Here is a 16,423-nt window from a genome sequence, read left to right as displayed (position 1 = left end):
TCCATGGTGCCTTGGCGCCGGGGCATTCGCGGCACCACGGCCCGTGTTGTGCGTCGAAGCGTTATGAGCGGGTGCGCCTGAGCTCGTCACTGCGCCCTCCCCTCCCGCTCGACCGAATACTCCCCGAGGCCCCATCCCAGAAAATGCGCCACACCTCAAGCATGCGGCATCGCGCGCGAAGCGACACGTCCCCCGATTGTGCCCCGCCCGTCCCCGGGTACGCACCGGGTACGGCGGGACGGGAACGGACGGGCCGGATCGGCAGGGAACGGGCCGTGGCCGACGGGCCGCCGGCCTCGGCACGGCGCCCCGCCCGCCGGTGGCGGACGGGACCGCTCTCAGCCTCCGGCCTGCGGGCTCACGGTCAGCGGACCAAGCCCCAGCGGAATCCGAGCGCCACGGCGTGCGCCCGGTCCGAGGCGCCCAGCTTCTTGAACAGTCGGCGGGCGTGTGTCTTGACCGTGTCCTCGGAGAGGAAGAGCTCGCGCCCGATCTCCGCGTTGGACCGGCCGTGACTCATGCCCTCCAGGACCTGGATCTCGCGCGCGGTGAGCGTGGGCGCGGCGCCCATCTCGGCCGAGCGGAGCCGGCGCGGGGCCAGTCGCCAGGTCGGGTCGGCGAGGGCCTGGGTGACCGTGGCCCGCAGTTCGGCGCGCGAGGCGTCCTTGTGCAGATAGCCCCGGGCGCCGGCGGCGACCGCGAGGGCCACCCCGTCCAGGTCCTCGGCGACCGTCAGCATGATGATGCGGGCGCCCGGATCGGCCGAGAGCAGCCGGCGCACCGTCTCCACACCGCCCAGCCCCGGCATCCGTACATCCATCAGAATCAGGTCGGAGCGGTCGGCACCCCAGCGGCGGAGGACTTCCTCGCCGTTGGCAGCCGTCGTCACACGCTCGACGCCGGGCACGGTGGCAACCGCGCGACGGAGCGCCTCTCGGGCAAGCGGGGAGTCGTCGCAGACGAGGACGGAAGTCATGACCGCCCTCCGCAGCTGCTGATGCGCGTCACCTTGAGCCTCCAGGCTGGTACGTATCGTCACCTGTGCGGTCGATGCCCTCGGACACCTGTCCGGGAACTTCTTGGTTCAACCGCCTTCGCACTCTCAACGATGGTCACTCGAAAGAGTTACGGGTCGGACGGACACCTTCGGCACTCTACGTGAGGATGCGATCACGACGCGGCTGCCACTCGCCGCGCGTCCTCCATCTGGAGCTATGCCCTATTTGGCGGCTTTCCTTCCGTTTGGCACGTGTCTGAGGCTAGATTCCCAATGAGTCATATTTACATCTACTACGACAGTAGGTGTGGAGACTTGGACCGTATCCGTCTCAGTACCGGCACCAAGAGGACTACCCATGGCAGATTTCTCCCGCCTCCCCGGACCGAACGCCGACCTCTGGGACTGGCAGCTGCTGGCCGCCTGCCGGGGGGTCGACAGCTCCCTCTTCTTCCACCCGGAAGGCGAGCGGGGCGCGGCCAGGAGTGCGCGCGAGGCCTCGGCTAAAGAGGTCTGCATGAGATGCCCGGTGCGCTCGGAATGCGCCGCGCACGCACTGGCCGTCCGCGAGCCCTACGGGGTGTGGGGCGGCCTCACCGAAGACGAGCGCGAAGAGCTGATGGGACGCGCACGCCATCGCCTGATCCCCGCGTCGAGCACGATCGGACCCCTGCCCCCGCACTGATCCGCGGATTCGCCGAAACGCACGAAGGAACGTTTCTCCTGGCCGCCCGACCCGGGTCACGGACCGGAACGCCACGCGATCGGCCGTACCGCCGTACTCCCGTACGGTCAAAGGTCAGCGCGTGGCGGCCCGCTCCAGCTCGGCCAGCGTCGCCGCAACGGCCGGCACCCGGGCCAGGTCTGGCAGGGTCAGCGCCACGACCTCCCGCTTCACTGCGGGCTCCACGGCCACCGTGCTCACGCCCTTGGCCCGTACGGACTCCACGGCGAGCTCCGGCAGCACCGCGACGCCCAGTCCGGCGCCGACCAGGCCGACCACGGCCGGGTAGTCGTCGGTCGCGAAGTCGATGCGCGGGGTGAAGCCCGCCGCCTCGCACACCTCCACCAGATGGCGGCGACAGCGCGGACAGCCCGCGATCCAGGGCTCGTCGGCCAGTTCCGCCATGCCCACGCGCTCCGCCCCGGCCAGCCGGTGCCCCTCGGGGACCAGCCCGACGAGCCGGTCCGTGAGCAGCGGCCGTACGACGAGGTCCTCCCACTCCGCGGCCGAACCCGCAGCCCCGCCGTACCGGAAGGCCAGTGCCAGGTCGCAGTCGCCCTCGCGCAGCATCTCCACCGACCGCGGCGGCTCCGCCTCGACCAGCGAGATCCGGGTGCCGGGGTGCTCGGCGCGCATCGCGGCGAGCGCGGTGGGCACCAGCGTGGAGCTCCCGCTGGGGAAGGACACCAGCCGGACCCGGCCCGCGCGCAGCCCGGCGATGGCCGCGACCTCCTCCTCGGCGGCGGTCAGCCCGGCGAGGATCCCGGCGGCGTGCCGGACCAGGGCCGTGCCGGCCTGGGTCAGCCGCATCTCGCGGCCGGCCCGGATGAGCAGCGGGGTGCCGGCCGACTGCTCCAGCGCCTTCATCTGCTGGGAGACGGCGGGCTGGGTGCAGCCGAGCTCGCGGGCGGCGGCGGAGAAGGATCCGGTGCCGGCGACGGCGCGCAGTACCCGGAGATGACGTGCCTCGATCATCCTTGAAGCATAAGCCCCACTTTGATCGCAGCGCCAATATTCCCGTGCCCCTTTGAGGGGGCTGGGCTAGCGTGTCCCGCATGGCCCCCATCACCTCCGCCGCCCCCGCCCCCGTGGCGCCCCGGCGCGTCCTCTCCGTGAACCTCGGTCGCGCGACGGCCGTCGACTACACCGACGCGGAGGGCGGGGCGACCGGCATCGGCAAGCGCCCCGTCCCCGGCCCGGTCCGGGTGTCCTCCCCCGGGCCCAAGGGCATCGGCGCCGGCGGACTCGACGGCGACGCCGTCTGCGACCTGCGCCACCACGGCGGGGACCACCAGGCCGTCTACGCCTACGCGCGCGAGGACCTCGACTGGTGGGAACGCGAGCTGGGCCGCGCGCTGCCCGCCGGGCTCTTCGGCGAGAACCTCACCACCACCGGCCTCGACCTGACCGGCGCACTGCTCGGCGAGCGCTGGCGGGTCGGCGCGGACCTCGTCCTCGAAGTGGCCTCGGCCCGCATCCCGTGCCGCACCTTCCAGGGCGCCCTCGGCGAGAAGGCCTGGGTCAAGCGGTTCACACGGGCCGCGCGGCCGGGCGCGTACCTGCGCGTGGTCCAGGAGGGTCCGGTCTCCCCCGGCGACCGCGTCGAGGTCCTCCACCGCCCGGACCACGACGTGACGGTGGAGCTCTGGTTCCGGGCCTTCACCACCGAGCGGTCGCTGCTCCCGCGCACCCTGGCGGCGGGCGCGGCGATGGAGCCGGCGGGGCACGAGGCGGTCCGCTCGTACCTGGAGAAGTACGGGGAGCGGGCACGGGTGCGTACGGGAAGTGCGGGTACCGGCCCGGGAGTCGGCGCCGATGCGGCCGCGCCGGCCCGGGAAGTGGCCGACAAGTAGCCGGAAGTAACGGTTCCGCAGCGGGAAGCGACGGTCCGCGCCGCGCTGCGTCACGAAGGGGTACCGCCCGGCGGGCTCCCCTTGAGCTGTCGCCGGGGGCGGCTAGGTTGCGCCTATGACGACTGCGTTGATTACGGGATCCACGGCGGGCATCGGCGCCGCTTTCGCCCGGCGGCTCGCCGCCCAGGGCCACAACCTCGTGCTGGTGGCCCGCGACACGAAGCGGCTCGGCGAGCAGGCCACCGAGCTGCACGACCGGCACGGCATCGAGGCCGAGGTACTGACCGCCGACCTGTCCACCGACGAAGGCATCGCGGCGGTGGAACAGCGCCTCGGCGACCGTACGCACCCGGTGGACCTGCTGGTCAACAACGCGGGCTTCGGCAACAAGGGCCGGTACCTCGAAGTCTCCATGGCCGATGAGCTGACCATGCTGAAGGTGCACATCGAGGCCGTCCTGCGGCTGACGTCGGCGGCCACCGAGTCGATGCGCTCGCGCGGGCGCGGCGGCGTCATCAACGTGGCCTCGGTGGCGGCGTTCGTGCCGCGCGGGACGTACGGGGCGAGCAAGGCGTGGGTCGTGCAGTTCACCCAGGGCGCGGCGAAGGACCTGGGGGGATCGGGCGTACGGCTGATGGCGCTGTGCCCCGGCTTCGTACGGACCGAGTTCCACCAGCGCGCCGGCATGGGAACGGACAACATCCCCAACTGGATGTGGCTGGACGCGGACAAGCTGGTCGCCGCGGCCCTGGCCGACCTGGCGCGCGGCAAGACCGTCTCGATCCCGGACCCGCGGTACAAGGCGCTGATGGGCGTGGTGAAGCTGACCCCGCGCGGGCTACTGGGCGGGGTGTCCTCGCGCACGGGCCGCAAGTACGGTCCGCAGTAGTGCGGGTGACCGCCCAAGTGACCTGCGGGTAGGCCTGCCCTGAAACCGGCCGACCGGGTGAAATCTCCCTAAACTGGACGTGTCCCATCCAGCCCGGGAGCACACCATGACATTCGTACAAATAGTCGATTACGAGACCAGCAAGCCGGATGCCGTCAACGAGGTCATCGACCGGTACCTGGCGAAGACGAAGGGCAAGCGCACCGTGTCCCACACCGTCGTGGGCAGGGACCGCGAATCCGACACGCACTTCGTGGACGTCGTCGAATTCCCGTCGTACGAAGCGGCCATGAAGAACTCTCACCTCCCCGAGACGGACAAGATGTTCCAGGAGATGATGGCCCTCTGCGACGGGATGCCCAGGTTCACCAACCTGGACGTCATCCGCGACGAGCACCTCAACACGCTGCTCGCGAACCGCATGTACGACGACGTCGCCATGAAGGGCGACATGTCCGTCGTGGACGAGATCTTCGCGGCGGACTACCGGGACCACGACATCAGCAACCCCGTGGACAAGATGGGCCGCGACGGCATCCGCGAGGACGTCGGGATGTGGCGCAGCGCGTTCGACTTCACCTTCACGCGGGACGCCCAGATGGCGCAGGACGACTACGTCACCACGATGTGGACCTGGACCGGCAAGCACAAGGGCGAGTTCATGGGGATCAGCCCGACCGGCAAGACGTGCACGATGACCGGTACGACGGTCTTCCGGTGCGAGGACGGAATGATCAAAGAAGGCTGGTGGCACTACGACGCCATGCGCCTGATGAGGGAACTGGGCGCGATGTAACCGCCTCCCGCACCCCCGCGCCCCCGAACCCTCCGCACCCCCGAACCCCCGAACCCATGGGAAAGGCCCCGGTCACCACCGCGTTGGCGGCGACGACCGGGGCCTTCCTCCGTTCGACTACACGGGTCAGTGGCTGTGGCCGTGACCGTGGCCGTGACCGGCGTCGCCCTCGTCCTCGGCCGGCTTCTCGACGACCAGGGTCTCGGTCGTGAGCAGCAGGGAGGCGATGGAAGCGGCGTTCTCCAGCGCGGAACGGGTGACCTTGACCGGGTCGATGACGCCGGCCTTGACCAGGTCGCCGTACTCGCCGGTAGCGGCGTTGAAGCCGTTGCCCTTCTCCAGCTCCGCCACCTTCGAGGTGATGACGTAGCCCTCAAGGCCGGCGTTCTCGGCGATCCAGCGCAGCGGCTCGACGGCGGCGCGGCGGACGACCGCGACACCCGTGCCCTCGTCGCCGGACAGACCCAGGTTGCCCTCCAGCACCTTCACGGCGTGGACGAGCGCGGAGCCACCGCCGGAGACGATGCCCTCCTCGACCGCGGCGCGGGTCGCCGAGATGGCGTCCTCAAGGCGGTGCTTCTTCTCCTTGAGCTCCACCTCGGTGGCGGCGCCGACCTTGATGACGCAGACGCCGCCGGCGAGCTTCGCCAGGCGCTCCTGCAGCTTCTCGCGGTCCCAGTCCGAGTCCGTGGACTCGATCTCGGCCTTGATCTGGTTGACGCGGCCGAGGACCTCGTCGGAGCTGCCGCCACCGTCGACGACCGTGGTGTCGTCCTTGGAGATGGTCACGCGGCGCGCAGAGCCGAGGACGTCGAGACCGGCCTGGTCGAGCTTGAGGCCGACCTCCTCGGCGATGACGGTGGCACCGGTGAGGGTGGCCATGTCCTGGAGCATCGCCTTGCGGCGGTCGCCGAAGCCCGGGGCCTTGACGGCAACCGCGTTGAAGGTGCCGCGGATCTTGTTGACGACGAGGGTGGAGAGCGCCTCGCCCTCGACGTCCTCGGCGATGATCAGCAGCGGGCGGGAGCCGCCGGCCTGGATGACCTTCTCCAGCAGGGGCAGCAGGTCCTGGATGGAGGAGATCTTGCCCTGGTTGATCAGGATGTACGGGTCGTCGAGGACGGCCTCCATACGCTCCTGGTCGGTGACCATGTACGGGGAGAGGTAGCCCTTGTCGAAGGCCATGCCCTCGGTGAACTCCAGCTCCAGGCCGAAGGTGTTGGACTCCTCGACGGTGATGACACCGTCCTTGCCGACCTTGTCCATCGCCTCGGCGATGAGCTCGCCGACCTGCTGGTCCTGCGCGGAGAGCGCGGCCACGGCGGCGATGTCGGACTTGTCCTCGATCGGGCGGGCGGTCGCGAGGAGCTCCTCGGACACGGCCTTGACCGCGGCGTCGATGCCCTTCTTCAGGGCGGCCGGGGAAGCACCCGCGGCGACGTTGCGCAGACCCTCGCGGACCAGCGCCTGGGCCAGCACGGTGGCGGTGGTGGTGCCGTCACCCGCGATGTCGTTGGTCTTGGTCGCCACCTCCTTCACGAGCTGCGCGCCCAGGTTCTCGTACGGGTCGTCCAGCTCGACCTCGCGGGCGATGGTGACACCGTCGTTGGTGATGGTGGGGGCGCCGAACTTCTTGTCGATGACGACGTTGCGGCCCTTGGGGCCGATCGTCACCTTGACCGTGTCGGCAAGCTTGTTGACGCCGCGCTCGAGGGCGCGACGGGCGTCCTCGTCGAACTTCAGGATCTTCGCCATGGGAGCGGTTCAGCCCTCTCGAAAACTCGGGTTTAACGAACTGCGCCCCTTGCCGCCCGGCAATCAGCGGGGTGACCAGGGGCGCAGCTCAAGCAATACAGGTGAAGCGAATGACGCTGTACGTCTTACTTCTCGATGATCGCGAGCACGTCGCGAGCCGAGAGGACGAGGTACTCCTCGCCGCTGTACTTCACTTCGGTGCCGCCGTACTTGCTGTACAGCACGATGTCGCCGACGCTGACGTCCAGCGGAAGACGCTGGCCGTCCTCGAAGCGGCCCGGGCCCACGGCGAGGACGACGCCCTCCTGGGGCTTCTCCTTCGCGGTGTCCGGGATGACCAGGCCGGAAGCCGTGGTCTGCTCGGCGTCGAGCGGCTGGACCACAATGCGGTCCTCAAGCGGCTTGATGGCAACCTTGGAGCTGGTGGTCGTCACGATCCGACCTCCCCCTTCGGAGATCTCACGGGGCTAACTGTCTGAGGTGGCGACCAGGTGGATCCGTCGTCGCGGGTGCCGGACCTGCCCGTCGCTGTGTTGGCACTCACCGGGGGTGAGTGCCAGGTGCGAGACTATTCCGGTGATTAGCACTCGGTCAAGCGGAGTGCCAACACGCTCCGCTGCGTCTTCGGCATCCAGGGGCTCCCCGGGCACCCCGAACCCCTGCAATTCCAGCCCCACCGGCGTTTGAGGCGCGGGAGTTCGGGGGCAGCGCCCCCGGCACGGCGCCGCACCCGCCCACGACCACCGTCCGGTGGGGCCGACCCGGCCGGAGGCCCCGGCTCGGGGTGGGGGTGTGTGACAGTTGGTGGGGTGCGCATTCTCGTGGTCGAAGACGAAGAAGGCCTCGCCGAGTCCCTGCGGCGCGGCCTCTCCGCCGACGGCCACTGGGTCGACGTCGCCCACGACGGCCACCGCGGCCTGGACCTCGTCCGCACCGGTCCGTACGACGCCGTCCTCCTGGACCTGATGCTGCCCGGCATCAGCGGCTACGAGATCTGCGCCCGCATGCGCGCCGACGGCGACCCCACGCCCGTGCTCATGCTGACCGCCAAGGACGGCGAGTACGACGAGGCCGAAGGCCTCGACTCCGGCGCCGACGACTACCTCACCAAACCGTTCTCGTTCGTCGTTCTGGCCGCGCGCCTGCGCGCCCTCGCCCGCCGCGCGGCCGCCCCCACGGCCGCCGCGGGCCCCGCGACCTTCCAGGCCGGCGACCTCCTCCTCGACCCCGCCGCCCGCCGCTGCCGCCGCGGCACGCACGACATCGAGCTCACCGCCCGCGAGCTCGGCGTGCTCGCCTGCCTGATGGAGCAGCCCGGCCGGGCCGTCGCCAAGCAGGACATCCTGGACCAGGTCTGGGACACCCCGCACGCCATCGACCCGAACATCGTCGAGGTGTACGTCTCCTCGCTGCGCAAGAAGATCGACGCGCCGTTCGGCCGTCGCTCGATCCTGACCGTCCACGGCACCGGCTACCGGATGGCCCAGGACGGTGGCTAGCCCGCTCCGGCGCCGCGCGGCCGTGGCCGCGGCCCTCGCCATGGCCGCCGTCCTGGCCGCCGGCGGTCTGTGGCTCTACACGCTGCTGCGGGCCAACCTCCTAGACAACACCACCGGCCGCACCGAGCTCGCCGCCCGCAAGGTCGCCGCCCAGCTCCGGGGCGACGGCGTACCGCCCGGCGGCCGACTGGCCGCGCCGGAGAGCGGGGTGGACCTGGTCCTCGTACGGGACGCGCAGGGCCGGACCGTCGCCTCCACCGGGGACCTCGGGGACGCCCCCGACCTGGGTGGTCTGCGCCCTCCGCCGCCCGGCGCACCCGGCGAGGACTCCCGTTCCGCGGTCCTTGCACCCGCGCACCCCGGCGCGGAACGGCGTGCGGTGGTCGTGGTCGAGGCGCCGGGAGCCCACGAGGTGTACGCCGTCACCGTGCTCGGCGACGTCGACGACGCGACACGGGCCATCGCGCTCGGCCTGCTGGCCGGCGCACCCCCGCTGATCGGCTTCGCGGCGGCCCTGGCCTGGTGGGTGACGGGGCATGCGCTGCGGCCGGTCACCGCGATCCGGACCGGCCTGGCGGCGGTCACCGCGAGCGAGCTGGACCGGCGGGTTCCCGATCCGGGTGGGGCGGACGAGATCGCGCAGCTGGCCCGGACCGTCAACGACACGCTCGACCGGCTGGAGCGGTCCGACGCCCGGCAGCGCCAGTTCACCGCCGATGCCTCTCACGAGCTGCGGAACCCGCTCGCCGCGGTGCGGGCCCGGCTGGAGGTGGCCCTGGCCACGGGCCGCCCCGACCGGGGGTCCGTCGCCGCCGCGCTGGCCGACACCGAGCGGCTCCAGCGCATCGCCGCGGACCTGCTGCTGCTGGCCCGGCTCGACGGCGGCCCAATACCGCGGACCGAGCCCGTGGACCTGGCCCTGCTGGCCGCGGAGGACCTGGCCCGGCGCCCGGCGCCCCGGGTCCCGCTCCGGCTGGAGGCGCCCGCACCCGTACCGGCGGCCGGGGACCCGGCGCGGCTGGAGCGGGCGCTGGCGAACCTGGTGGACAACGCGCTGCGGCACGCCCGTACGGGGGTCGTCGTACGGGCGGCCACCGAGCCGTCCGCGGAGCGCGACGGCTGGGCGGTTCTGGAGGTCGAGGACGACGGCCCGGGCATTGCGGAGCCGGACCGGGACCGGGTCTTCGAGCGGTTCGTACGGCTCGACGCGGACCGCGGCCGCACCGCCGGCGGCACCGGCCTCGGCCTGTCGATCGTCCGTGAGATCGCCCGCGCCCACGGCGGTGACGCCCGTGCCGTGCCGCCGCGCGCGGCCAGCGGAAGCGACAACGGAAGCGACAGGGGAAGCGGCGGCTCCGGTGCCCGCGTGGTCCTGCGCCTGCCGCGCGGGACGGTCTCGTCCTCGGACTCCTGCTCAGGGTCCTGAACGCGCCTTCAGGACCCTCAGGACTTCTTCAGCACCCCTCCCCCACCATCGACTGGCATGAGCGCGCACCGGAGGAAGCCCAGCCGTCCCGCCCGCCGCCCCCGCCGGCAGCGGCACCGGCCGCGCCGCACCGCCCGCACCCTGCTCGTCGCCGTCTGCGCGCTGGCCGCCGTGGCCGCCGCTGGTGCCTGGTACGCGTACCGGGACCTCGCCGGCAGCATCGGCAGCTCCAAGGCCCTCCACGGCGCCGAGAAGTCGAAGCACGGGGACACCAACATCCTGCTGATGGGCCTGGACAGCCGCCGCGACCAGAACGGCGAGAAGCTCCCCGAGGCGGTCCTCGACAAACTGCACGCCGGCAGCTCGGACATCGGCGGCTACAACGCGAACACGCTGATCCTGCTCCACGTCCCCGGCGACGGCAGCCGGGCGAAGGCCTTCTCGGTCCCGCGCGACGACTTCGTCGACCTCCCGGGCCGGGGGAAAGACAAGATCAAGAAGGCGTACGGGCTGGCGAAGGCCGCGGAGGAGGAGCGGCTGACGGCCCGGGGGGTCGAGGACGCGCGGGAACTGGAGCGCGCGGGGCGGGAGGCGGGCCGCACGGCGCAGATCGAGACGGTACGGAACTTCCTGGGCGTCCCGATCGATCACTTCGCCGAACTCAACCTGGCTGGTTTCTACCACCTGGCGGACGCGCTGGGCGGCGTACCCGTGTGCCTGAAGAAGCCGGTGCGGGACGCGTACTCGGGCGCCGATTTCCCGGCGGGCCGCCAGAGCCTGAACGGTCAGCAGTCCCTGGCCTTCGTACGGCAGCGGCACGGCCTGGACATGGGCGATCTGGACCGGACGAAGCGCCAGCAGGCCTTCCTGGCGGGAGCCGCGCAGAAGCTGAACTCGGCCGGGACCTTCACCGATCCGGTCAAGCTGATGAAACTGGTCGACGCCGCGAAACAGGACGTGGTGACGGACGAGGGCTGGGACCTGCTGGCGTTCGTGAAGCAGGCGAAGAACCTGTCCGGCGGCAAAGTGGCGTTCACGACACTGCCCGTCGAGCGGTTCGGAAGGAACCATGGGGAGGACATAAACGTCGTAGACGATATGAAGATAAAGCGCCTCATTGCCGAGCAGATCGGACCGCAGGCTTCCGCCTCCGCGACCGCTCCGGGTTCGAGCGACGCACCGGGGACGCCACCGGCACCGGGCGCATCGGGTGCGTCGGGTGCGGCCGGCTCGGGTCCGGCACCGGATCCGGCCGCCCCGGATCCGACCGCCCCGGCGGGGGCGAGCAGCAGCCCCGCCCGCGATGGTGGCGGCATCCCGTGCGTGGACTGAGGCCCCTCACCACGGCGGGCGCCCGCCGCCGTACCGAGGCGCTGCTCCTCGTCTTCGTCGTGGCGCTCACCGTCTTCGGGCACGCGAGCGCCGGCCTGGCGATGAACGGCGAACTGCCCGCCAACCTCGCCGGCTTCACGATCAGCATGACGCTGCTGGCGATGGTCGGGCACCTGGGCGTGCGCCGGTTCGCGGCGTACGCGGACCCGCTGGTCCTCCCGCTCGCGATGCTGCTGTCCGGGCTCGGGCTGGTCCTGCTGCACCGGCTCGACCAGTCGTACATCGCGCGGTACGGCGGCGACGCGAACGCACCCGGGCAGCTGCTGTGGACGGTCATCGGCGTGGCCGCCTGCCTCGCGGTCGTGGCCCTGCTGCGCGACCACCGGCTGCTCCAGCGGTTCATCTACATCACGATGGTCGTCGCACTGGTGCTGCTGATCGCGCCGGCGTTCTTCGGCGCGGACACCTACGGCGCGAAGCGCTGGATCATCCTCTTCGGGTTCTCGCTCCAGCCGGGCGAGTTCGTGAAGATCATGATCTCGGTCTTCTTCGCGGGCTACCTGGTCATCCACCGCGACTCGCTGGCCCTGACGGGCCGGAAGTTCCTCGGCGTGCGGCTGCCCCCGATGCGGCAGCTCGGGCCGATCATCACGGTGTGGATCGTGTCGCTGTTGGTGCTGGTCTTCGAACGCGACCTGGGTACGTCGCTGATCTTCTTCGGCGTGTTCGTGGTGATGCTGTACGTCGCCACCGAGCGCACCAGTTGGATCGTGACCGGCCTGCTCATGGCGGGTGTGGGCGCCTTCGTGGTGGGCTCCACGGAACCGCACGTCAAGGGGCGCGTGGCCGCCTGGTTGGAACCGCTGTCGTACTACTGGAAGGACCGGCCGCCGGGGGTCATCTCGGACCAGTCCGCACAGGCGCTGTTCAGCTTCGGTACGGGCGGCATGTCGGGCACCGGGCTGGGGATGGGCCACCCGGAGCTGATCGGCTTCGCGGGGCGCAGCGACTTCATCCTGACCACGGTGGGCGAGGAGCTCGGCCTGGCCGGGGTCATGGCGGTACTGGTGCTGTACGCGCTCCTGGTCCAGCGGGGGCTGCGGATGGCCCTGGGTGCCCGCGACCCGTTCGGGAAGCTGCTGGCGGTGGGCCTGTCGGCGGCGCTGGCGCTCCAGGTCTTCGTGGTGGCGGGCGGTGTGACGGGCCTGATCCCCCTGACCGGCAAGGCGCTGCCGTTCCTGGCGAAGGGCGGCTCGTCCCTGCTGGCCAACTGGATCATGATCGCCCTGCTCCTGCGCATCAGCGACAGCACGGAACGCCAACGCGAGGCGGACGTCCGCGGCCCGGCGGAGACGACGATCACCCCGGTGGTGGCGGCGCTCCCGCCGGTGGGTGCCGGGTGATTCAGAGGTATTCCTCCAGGCGGCCTATCCGGTAGCCCTGTTCCTGGATGCGCTGGAGCATGCGGGTCGTCATCTGGATCTCCGTCGCGCCCTTGAGTTCCGACGGGCCGCGGAAGTGGGCCAGGATGATGTCGCCCGGTTTGAGGGCGGAGCCCTCGGCGTACTGGAAGTTGTTGATCTGCATCGACACGCGCCACAGGATGACCTGCGAGATGCCGCATTCGGAGGCGGCCTTGAGGGTGTCGTCGTTGTAGTTGCCGTACGGCGGACGGAAGCGGGTCGGCTTGGCGCCGAAGCGCTTCTCCAGGTGTTCCTGCTGGCCGCATATCTCCTTCTTCTGCGCCGCGAAGGGCAGGGTCCGGAGGTTCGGGTGCGTCAGGGTGTGGTTGTTGATCGTGCTGCCTGAGCCGTTGTCGCGGAGCTTCTCGAAGTGCCCGTAGTCCGACGAGGCGATGTTGTCCGTCAGGAACATGCTGATCGGCAGCTTGAGGTCGGCCGCCATCTTCAGGAACTCGGGGTCCTTCTCCGCGCCGTCGTCGAAGGTCAGGAAGACGACCTTGTCGGTGGCCGGGACGGGTATTCGGTCCACCACCTGGGCCTTGCCCGGGACCGCCGGGGCGAGGGCGGGCTTCTGGGCCGGCTTCGGGGCGAACTGGAGCGGGGCCGACAGGCCCCACTTCTTGTACGCCTCGTCCCCCGGCGCGGCTGCGGTCGCCGACTGCGACGGGGTCGCCGTCGGTGACTGCTGCTGCGCCTCCGTCGTCTTGCGGCCCAGTCGTTCGATCGGGTCCACGCTGTTCCCGCACCCCGTCAGGGACAGCGCGAGCGCGCCGGCCGCCAGCGATCCGGCTACCAACCGGCGCGTGTGCCTCACAAGTAGTCCTCCAGGCGGGCCACGGCGTACCCCTTGTCCGTGACGGTCTTCATGACATGACGGATCATGTCAGGCATGGACCCCTTCCAGTCCTCCCGCCCTCGGAAATGAGTCAGGATGATGTCCCCGGGGTGGAGGTCGCGGTCCCACTCGCGCCAGTCCATGCGGTTCGGGAAGGCCTCCGCGTTCCACAGCGGAACCGCCTTGATGCCGCAGGACTTGGCCGCGCGCAGCGTGTCCTGGTTGTAGTTGCCGTACGGCGGCCGGAACAGCGTCGGCCGCTTGCCGAACTGCTTCTGGATGGTGTCCTGCTGGCCGCAGATCTCCTCGTGCTGCTCCTCGTACGAGAGGGCCGGCAGGTACCGGTGGTTGAGGGTGTGGTTGTTCAAGGTGACGCCGGCGGCCTGCATCTCCTTGAAGTAGGGGTAGTTGTCGCGGACGAGGTAGTCGCTGAGGAACGCCGTGTACGGGATCTTCAGCTCCTGCATCATCTTCAGGAACTCGGGGTCCTTCTCCGCGCCGTCGTCGATCGTCAGGAAGACGACCTTCTCCTCGGTGGGGACGGTGGTGAAGACGGGCGGGAGGTCCTCCTGGCCCTCGACCTCGAAGCCCTCGCGGGCGCTGATCTCGGGCTTGGTCTTCGGGGCGGGCGGCGCGGTCAGCGGCGGCTTGGCCAGCTTCCACTTCTTGGCCGCGGCGACGCGGGCCTGCTGGGCGGCCTTCAGCTGCTCGGCCGAGCCGGCGACCGCACCGCCCGCGCCCACGGTCTCGGCGCCCTTGCCGGTCTTGGCGCCGTTGGTCTTGGCGGGCGCACCGGAGTCCGTGCCGGAGCCGCATGCCGTTCCGAGGGCGGCGACCAGCAGTGCGGCCAGTGCCACCCCAACGCGGCCGCGCGGACCAGCCGCGGACCGGTGACCATGGAGCGTCTTATGTTCCTTTTGTCTGACTAGCTGCATAGCAGCGCATCCTGGCACCCGGCCCTGCGCGCCGCCCCGCCGACACCGCCGACGGAAGACGACCTTCCATCGAGTGGCCCACACTGACCGACAATGAACCGGTGACCCCCGAAGACTTCGCCGCGCTCCTCACGCCCGAGGGCCGCGCCCTCCTCGACTCGCTCCGCGACCACGACCCGGCACAGGAACTCGCCGTCGCCACCCGGCTGCGCCGCGAACACCCCGCCGCACTGGTCTCCGCCGCGCTCGGGCAGGCCCGGCTGCGCCAGCGCGCAGTGGCGAAGTTCGGTGCCGAGGACGCGTTCCGGATGTACTTCACGCCCGGCGGCGGCGAGATGGCCACCCGCGCCTCGGTGGCCTCGTACCGCGCCGAGCGGCTCGCGGCACTCGGCGTGCGCAGCGTCGCCGACCTGTGCTGCGGCATCGGCGGGGACGCCCTGGCCATGGCCCGGCTCGGCATCCGCGTGCTGGCCGTGGACCGCGACCCGCTGACCGTCGCCGTCGCCCGCGCCAACGCCGAGGCACTGGGGCTGACGGAGCTCATCGAGGTCCGCGAGGCGGACGTGACCGACGTCGACACCTCCGGGTACGACGCCGTCTTCCTCGACCCCGCCCGGCGTGGCAGCGGCCGTGGCCGGATCTTCGACCCGGAGAGCTACTCGCCGCCGCTGTCGTGGGCCGTCGAGGCCGCCCGCAAGGCCGAGTACGCGGCCATCAAGATCGCCCCCGGGATTCCGCACGAGGCCGTTCCGTCGGAGGCCGAGGCCGAGTGGATCTCCGACCACGGGGACGTGAAGGAGGCCGTGCTGTGGTTCGGGACGGCGCCCGGCACCGTACGCGCCACCCTGCTGCCGGGTCCTCGGACCCTGCACACCGCCGATCCGCTGCCCGACCCCGAGGCCGGGCCCGTCGGCCGCTACCTCTACGAGCCCGACGGCGCCGTGATCCGCGCCCACCTCGTCGCCGAGGCCGCCGAGCAGCTGGCCGGCCGGCTCATCGACCCGACCATCGCGTACATCACCGCCGACGAGCTGCGCGCGACGCCTTACGCCACCGCGTACGAGATCACCGACGTGCTGCCGTTCGGCCTCAAGAAGCTGAAGGCGCTGCTGCGCGAGCGCGAGGTGGGCGTCCTGACCGTCAAGAAGCGCGGTTCGGCCATCGAGCCCGAGGAGCTGCGCAAGAAGGTCAAGCCGCAGGGGCCGCACTCGGCGACCGTCTTCCTGACCCGGGTCGCGGGCGCCCCGTCGATGCTGATCGGCTCGCCCGTCAGCGCACCGTAGGGCCGCCGCGGAAGGCGCGCACCGCCCACCGGTAGTGCGCGCCGGCCTTGCCGAGGCCCAGCAGGCCGGTGATCCACAGGATCATGCCGAGCCCCATGTAGTACGTGACCTCTCCGTACGTGGTGCTGCCCGGGCGGGCCGACACGGCGGACCCGAAGGTCACGTACAGCCCGAACGCGCCGAGCACGAAGGAGGCCAGCAGCCAGGTCAGGCTGCGGCCGGGGGCACGGACCCGGGCGTCGGCGGCCGGATCGCGGTCCGACTCGGCCCAGGCGCACAGCAGCCGGTGCACCAGCCGGTCCCGCTTGGCGCCCCGGGCGAACCAGAACCCGGCCGGGATCAGCACGCCCGCGCCGAGCAGGGCGAAGATCAGGCCGAACACGTACGAGAGCGGGTCGCCGGGCGTCTCGAAGGACATCAGCGCCATGCCGACGAAGGACCAGCCGAGCGCGAAGACCGCGGCGACGGCCCAGAGCAGCAGCAACCGCCCCACACCCAGGCTGCGTCGGCCCAGCTCGTCGAGGAACCGCGCGCGGTCGGCCCGTACGGCGTTCGCGTCCAGCCAAGCGCGCATGTGGGCGGGGGGCGGCGGAGGCGGCAGGTCACGGCGAGGCATGCACATGACGATATCCGCAC

At 71.2% G+C, this 16,423-nt stretch carries 16 protein-coding genes; 9 read left to right on the top strand and 7 right to left on the bottom strand.

Going from position 1 to position 16,423, the window contains the following annotated elements; translation table 11 throughout:
* Window positions 1–364: 364 nt before the first annotated feature.
* Window positions 365–976 (bottom strand): response regulator transcription factor, encoded by a 612-nt coding sequence (locus tag OG974_RS25270; protein ID WP_003948568.1) that lies wholly within the window; start codon window positions 974–976, stop codon window positions 365–367.
* Window positions 977–1,355: 379 nt separating this feature from the next.
* Between OG974_RS25270 and OG974_RS25265 the strand changes: the two genes are divergently transcribed.
* On the top strand, window positions 1,356–1,682 hold the full coding sequence (locus tag OG974_RS25265; protein WP_030864318.1) for a WhiB family transcriptional regulator: 327 nt from the start codon (window positions 1,356–1,358) through the stop codon (window positions 1,680–1,682).
* Between the two features lie 114 nt (window positions 1,683–1,796).
* Here the strand turns inward: OG974_RS25265 and OG974_RS25260 are convergent, their stop codons facing one another.
* Complete coding sequence (locus OG974_RS25260; protein ID WP_371644539.1) at window positions 1,797–2,696, bottom strand: LysR family transcriptional regulator; 900 nt, start codon at window positions 2,694–2,696, stop codon at window positions 1,797–1,799.
* A gap of 80 nt (window positions 2,697–2,776) precedes the next feature.
* On the opposite strand from OG974_RS25260, the gene OG974_RS25255 reads away from it, so the two are divergent.
* The 3 genes from OG974_RS25255 to OG974_RS25245 all read left to right on the top strand — a co-directional run bounded on the left by OG974_RS25255 (window position 2,777) and on the right by OG974_RS25245 (window position 5,259).
* Window positions 2,777–3,574 (top strand): MOSC domain-containing protein, encoded by a 798-nt coding sequence (locus OG974_RS25255; RefSeq protein WP_371644537.1) that lies wholly within the window; start codon window positions 2,777–2,779, stop codon window positions 3,572–3,574.
* A 115-nt stretch (window positions 3,575–3,689) separates the two neighbouring features.
* Window positions 3,690–4,463: an SDR family oxidoreductase gene (locus tag OG974_RS25250; protein ID WP_327284957.1), complete on the top strand. Its 774-nt coding sequence runs from the start codon at window positions 3,690–3,692 to the stop codon at window positions 4,461–4,463.
* 106 nt (window positions 4,464–4,569) lie between these two features.
* A complete protein-coding gene (locus OG974_RS25245; RefSeq protein ID WP_327284956.1) occupies window positions 4,570–5,259 on the top strand; it encodes an ester cyclase in 690 nt (229 codons plus the stop codon).
* 126 nt (window positions 5,260–5,385) lie between these two features.
* Here OG974_RS25245 and groL read toward each other — a convergent pair whose 3' ends face one another.
* Both groL and groES read right to left on the bottom strand, forming a co-directional pair.
* Window positions 5,386–7,014 (bottom strand): chaperonin GroEL, encoded by a 1,629-nt coding sequence (groL, locus tag OG974_RS25240; protein WP_327284955.1) that lies wholly within the window; start codon window positions 7,012–7,014, stop codon window positions 5,386–5,388.
* A gap of 125 nt (window positions 7,015–7,139) precedes the next feature.
* Window positions 7,140–7,448, bottom strand: a complete 309-nt coding sequence (gene groES / locus OG974_RS25235) for a co-chaperone GroES (protein WP_030154760.1) — start codon at window positions 7,446–7,448, stop codon at window positions 7,140–7,142.
* 375 nt (window positions 7,449–7,823) lie between these two features.
* On the opposite strand from groES, the gene OG974_RS25230 reads away from it, so the two are divergent.
* Genes OG974_RS25230 through OG974_RS25215 form a run of 4 tightly spaced genes read left to right on the top strand, consistent with a single transcriptional unit; the run spans window position 7,824 to window position 12,674 of the window.
* Window positions 7,824–8,513, top strand: a complete 690-nt coding sequence (locus tag OG974_RS25230; protein ID WP_327284954.1) for a response regulator transcription factor — start codon at window positions 7,824–7,826, stop codon at window positions 8,511–8,513.
* A complete protein-coding gene (locus OG974_RS25225; protein WP_371644535.1) occupies window positions 8,506–9,939 on the top strand; it encodes a sensor histidine kinase in 1,434 nt (477 codons plus the stop codon). The genes OG974_RS25230 and OG974_RS25225 overlap by 8 nt, the downstream gene beginning before the upstream one ends.
* A 57-nt stretch (window positions 9,940–9,996) precedes the next feature.
* Entirely contained in the window at window positions 9,997–11,271 is a 1,275-nt protein-coding gene (locus tag OG974_RS25220) for an LCP family protein (protein WP_327284952.1), read from the top strand.
* Window positions 11,259–12,674: an FtsW/RodA/SpoVE family cell cycle protein gene (locus tag OG974_RS25215; protein ID WP_327284951.1), complete on the top strand. Its 1,416-nt coding sequence runs from the start codon at window positions 11,259–11,261 to the stop codon at window positions 12,672–12,674. Before OG974_RS25220 ends, OG974_RS25215 begins: the two co-directional genes overlap by 13 nt.
* Before the next feature lies 1 nt (window position 12,675).
* Here the strand turns inward: OG974_RS25215 and OG974_RS25210 are convergent, their stop codons facing one another.
* Both OG974_RS25210 and OG974_RS25205 read right to left on the bottom strand, forming a co-directional pair.
* On the bottom strand, window positions 12,676–13,548 hold the full coding sequence (locus OG974_RS25210) for a polysaccharide deacetylase family protein (protein ID WP_327284950.1): 873 nt from the start codon (window positions 13,546–13,548) through the stop codon (window positions 12,676–12,678).
* Complete coding sequence (locus OG974_RS25205; RefSeq protein ID WP_371644532.1) at window positions 13,545–14,504, bottom strand: polysaccharide deacetylase family protein; 960 nt, start codon at window positions 14,502–14,504, stop codon at window positions 13,545–13,547. Before OG974_RS25205 ends, OG974_RS25210 begins: the two co-directional genes overlap by 4 nt.
* Before the next feature lie 101 nt (window positions 14,505–14,605).
* Here OG974_RS25205 and OG974_RS25200 point away from each other — a divergent pair, with 101 nt between their 5' ends.
* A complete protein-coding gene (locus OG974_RS25200) occupies window positions 14,606–15,787 on the top strand; it encodes a methyltransferase domain-containing protein (protein ID WP_327284948.1) in 1,182 nt (393 codons plus the stop codon).
* Here the strand turns inward: OG974_RS25200 and OG974_RS25195 are convergent.
* Entirely contained in the window at window positions 15,774–16,403 is a 630-nt protein-coding gene (locus tag OG974_RS25195) for a hypothetical protein (protein ID WP_327284947.1), read from the bottom strand. The two genes, OG974_RS25200 and OG974_RS25195, sit on opposite strands and share 14 nt — an antisense overlap.
* Between the last annotated feature and the right edge of the window lie 20 nt (window positions 16,404–16,423).

The organism is Streptomyces sp. NBC_00597 (assembly GCF_041431095.1).
Lineage (GTDB): Bacteria > Actinomycetota > Actinomycetes > Streptomycetales > Streptomycetaceae > Streptomyces.
This window is presented reverse-complemented; position numbering and strand designations above follow the sequence as displayed.